3 protein-coding genes are annotated in these 4110 nt (G+C 39.1%); all 3 read right to left on the minus strand.

The features are described 5' to 3' along the window. Positions 1-411 precede the first annotated feature (411 nt). From KVG29_RS12215 to KVG29_RS12225, 3 genes are read right to left on the minus strand one after another with little or no spacing between them, the layout of a single operon-like run. The gene (locus KVG29_RS12215) at positions 412-1293 is read right to left on the minus strand and encodes a MurR/RpiR family transcriptional regulator (protein WP_252228703.1); all 882 of its coding nucleotides are present in this window, start codon (positions 1291-1293) and stop codon (positions 412-414) included. Positions 1294-1343: 50 nt separating this feature from the next. Then, positions 1344-2906, minus strand: a complete 1563-nt coding sequence (locus tag KVG29_RS12220; RefSeq protein WP_252228704.1) for an FGGY-family carbohydrate kinase — start codon at positions 2904-2906, stop codon at positions 1344-1346. Then, a complete protein-coding gene (locus tag KVG29_RS12225; RefSeq protein WP_338084650.1) occupies positions 2885-3706 on the minus strand; it encodes an L-fucose/L-arabinose isomerase family protein in 822 nt (273 codons plus the stop codon). Before KVG29_RS12225 ends, KVG29_RS12220 begins: the two co-directional genes overlap by 22 nt. Positions 3707-4110 lie beyond the last annotated feature (404 nt).

The following is a 4110-nucleotide window of genomic DNA, read 5'->3' on the forward strand; positions in this document are numbered from 1 at the left end:
AATAGATCCACTCCCTAGCATTTATTTCCCTCCGATTCTTTGTAGGATTAATCAGAGGGATAATTCGCCAGGGGGTGGGTCAATTCCTTTTCGTTGCTCCTGGGTCAATTATACACCGGCGGTGACAGGTCCACCCAAAGTCTTGTGAAAATGAACTACAAAAGGTTTTATAAAATCTTCGTTTCTTATCCGACTTTTTCAACGGGAACTAATAAGGGTATCGTTTAAAATGGTTATATACACTTAATAAACCACAGTACATTAAGCTATTTATTACCTTTTTCATAAATTAGCAAATTACTATATTTACTTGTAGTTTCTTTAGTTTATTATTAATATCCGGAAAATTCTTATCTGCTGCCTGTATATACGTGTATAAACCTATCCCCAAATACATTAACATAACCTCATTCAAACTTTGTTTAATTCCAAGGCCAAATTTGATTTATCAAGGTTTTTTGCAAGCTTATCTTTACGGTTTAAAAGTATATTCACGTATAAGCTTTCAATTATACATAGTTCAGCAACCCTTTTGGATATTACCTCACCTTTTACGTGTTCTGCAAATGTAGCCGTTAGAAGTACTATATCGGAATGCTTCGCAAGAGGGGATACAGGATAATTTGTTATGCATATTATTGTCGCCCCAACAGCCTTTGCGTACTTTACCACTTCCAGTATACTCTTGGTTTTTCCCGTATGTGAAATGGCGATCACGACATCTCCCTTGCTTAGATGGGAAACCGACATTAACTGTACATCAAGATCATCCGACATCTGTACATTCAAACCAATCCTAAAAAATTTTAGATATCCTGAACGCGCAACTGTAGCAGCATCTCCCACGCCGCATAATACAATTTTTTGAGCATTGCATATTGCATCAACGGCCCTTTTATACTCTCCCATGTCAAGAACATTTAATGTGTCTTCGAGTGCGTGGATAGAAGCTCGAAATACTTTCTTTATGACCTGTTCATAACTATCCCCTTCAGTAATTTCTTTATATAGATAAGTAGGATTATCCTTCCTGCCTTCAATCAAAATAGATTTTAGTTCATGGTATCCACTATAACCAAGTTTTCTTGCAAGATGGACAATTGTCGCTTCACTACATCCAGCCTCATCAGCAACTTCGACAATTGTTGCATTGGCAAAAAAGTCAGGCTTTTCAAGCAATAGATCTGCTACCTTCTTCTCTGCTGTTTTCAGGGTATCATATATTGCTTGAAGCTTTACTATGCAATTGTGAGGAATCATTTCCAGACTCTTTTCACTGATCTTTATCGCCAATAATCACACCACCCAGGTAAATTTATTGTGTAAACACAGTTTATTATATGTTACAACCTTTTATTTATCTCCTTTAGAGCACCATAAATGTCTTTATATATATTATACTTTTCATCATAAAGTTTGTACATATTTTCATTTGGCTGATAAACATCCCTGATCATAACTGTCCTCTTAACACCCTCATCAACAGAAGAGTACCCCCCAGCGGCAGTTCCAGCCAGTATGGCAGCACCAAGGCATGCAGCCTCCCTCACTTTTAAAGTAACAACCTTACACCCCGTTATATCGGCTTTAATCTGCAACCATACAGACGACTTTGCCGCTCCTCCCACTGCCCTTAACTCATTTATTGTTATTCCTGCCTCTTTCATTGTTTCAATATTTATCCTCAACTCATATGTCAGTGAATCAAGAATCCCCTTTACAATATCATATCTTGTAGTTGCCATTGTCAACCCAAGTATGGCACCCTTTGAATCAAGATCGCACCACGGTGTACCACTTCCGTTGAAATGTGGAAGAATTAAAACTGATGAGGGGCCTTTAGGTACTTTGGAGTCCATCAGTTGATAAGCATCTATACCCAATTCTTCTGCTTCCCTAACTTCAGCATAACCAAGGTTATCTCTGTACCATTTTAACAATAGACCTCCCACGTGGTTAAGAGAAAAAGTAAAATACATATTTTGTTTCACATGGCAATAGCACGGATAGTAGCTGTTAAACATAAAATCATTCAGCATGGGTTTGTTGAAAGCTGTAGACACTACTTCGGCCGTACCATGGGAATCAATCGCTATATTTTCCTCAATAACCCCAGCACCCAAAGCAGCACAGGTCTGGTCATGACCTCCTGTCACAAGGAGCACACCTTTTGGAAGTTCCAGTTCATCAGCCAACTCAGGTTTAATCTCACCCACAATTTCCCCGGAAGGAACAGTTTTTGATAAAAGATTTATATCTACATCTAACGTATCAAGAATTTTATTTGACCACTCCTTGCTACGCAGATCAAACGCCATCGTTCGTGAAGCCATAGTATAGTCTATTACCGGCTCTTGCGCTCCAAGTTTTGAGAGTATGAAATCGGCATAAGTCATAAACTTGTAAGTTTTAGCATAAATATCAGGGAGAACCTGTTTGAACCAAAGGATTTTTGTCAGTGAGTTTAAGGGATGAGGTCTCATGCCTGTTATATCAAATAATTCTCTTTCTCCAAACAGTTTTGCACAAAAATCAGCCTGCTCTTTAGACCTGTAGTCCATCCCAAGAAGAGCATTGTGCAGGGGGTGGATGTTTTTATCCACCGGAATAATTGCATCTCCCTGCACCGAAAGGCTGAGAGCTTTTATGTCCCTGACTCTGCTTTCTGTTACCGCTTGTCTAATTACCAATTTTGTGAGTTCCCATACCTTTTCAGATCCCTGTTCAGCCCATCCGGGCTTCTTGCAAATTACATCATATTCCTGAAACCCATAACCTTTAATATTGCCATCAATATCAAATACAACTGCTTTGGTTCCTGTAGTTCCTACATCCAGACCCAATAAATACATATTCATCACCTGTTTGCTTTCATTATTTACCGTTATATTTCCCCTCTGAGCCACTTCTGAACTTTTTCTTCTGCGCCCTCATCATAAAAATCCGGTTTTACTCCGGGAATATAGTTACATGCTTCATATATTACAGGGAGTATATTCCCGTGTATTCCCACACAGTGATGTACGTACGGGCCTTTTACCAGTTTCTCTTCAAGTTTTACCCAATTATCTACCTCTATCCACAGATAGGTACCTATATTATATGGACCTTCTATACCTTTTGCAGTACCAAGGAGTATAGAGTAATTACCGTTATCTCCATCAAATCTCAAGAGTGATATTATTCCCCCCTTTATCTCTGTCAGTACCGAACCTGGACAGTGTTCGGGAAAAGCAAATGGTCTTCCTAGTTTAGGTTTTGTACCTTCTTTTGCAAGTGATATCGGCCACGGTCCGCAGTGCTGAAGGAGTTCTCCGTTATCATTTGTTGGATGCCTTACTGTCCAATCCGCGAAAAATGGAGGGGTTTTCCCCATTGCTGCAGCCTGAGCCATAACGGCCGTTATAGCACCATGAATATCGGTTTCACATACTACCGGAATGCCTTCATCAGTTAATAGAGAGTTTGCCATACAGGGCATGATATGAAGCACATCTTGAAGCGAATTCCAACATTGAATTGCTACTGCGCTACAACCATATTCAATGGCATATCTCTTCATGGCAACCTTTAAGGCAGCAATCCTTTTTACCGCATCTGTCGGTACACATATTTCAACGTTTTCTTCCATAAATTTGACCGTATCAAGAACTTCAGGGTCATTATCCGCTTCAAGCTTCAATACTCTATTTGTAAACTCAGACATGGTTATAGGCGTAATTTGTATTCCAAACCTTTCGAGCAGTTCCCCCTCATTACACATCAGTACGCTCTCGAAAAGTCCGAGAGCTTTGTTTTCATATGTTTCAGGGTTCAGCCTTTAAGCTTCACCCCTACTTTTTATACGATTTTCACACACAAATTCCCAGCTACTATCCACCCTATTATTACCTACTTTTCCCTCTATTTCCTTATATTACAGCTTCATTTTTTAAGCTTTTTCCCCCAAAATAGTTTTATATTCACTAATTCTATTTCGTTTTGGGGGTTTTACACATGTTAAGAAACTGGCAATCTCATTCTGATTATCAACAGCATCTTATACAACGTCTATCTGCCTATGATCAAAAAGAAAAAAGCAGGCTCCTTGAGTTCGATAAAGCTATCTCT

It is taken from the genome of Caldicoprobacter algeriensis (assembly GCF_023838525.1).
GTDB classification, from domain to species: domain Bacteria; phylum Bacillota; class Clostridia; order Caldicoprobacterales; family Caldicoprobacteraceae; genus Caldicoprobacter; species Caldicoprobacter algeriensis.

Coding starts and splice junctions, on each gene's coding strand:
- KVG29_RS12225 (WP_338084650.1), bottom strand. CDS start 3,706: ATGTCTGAGTTTACAAATAGAGTATTGAAGCTTGAAGCGGATAATGAC.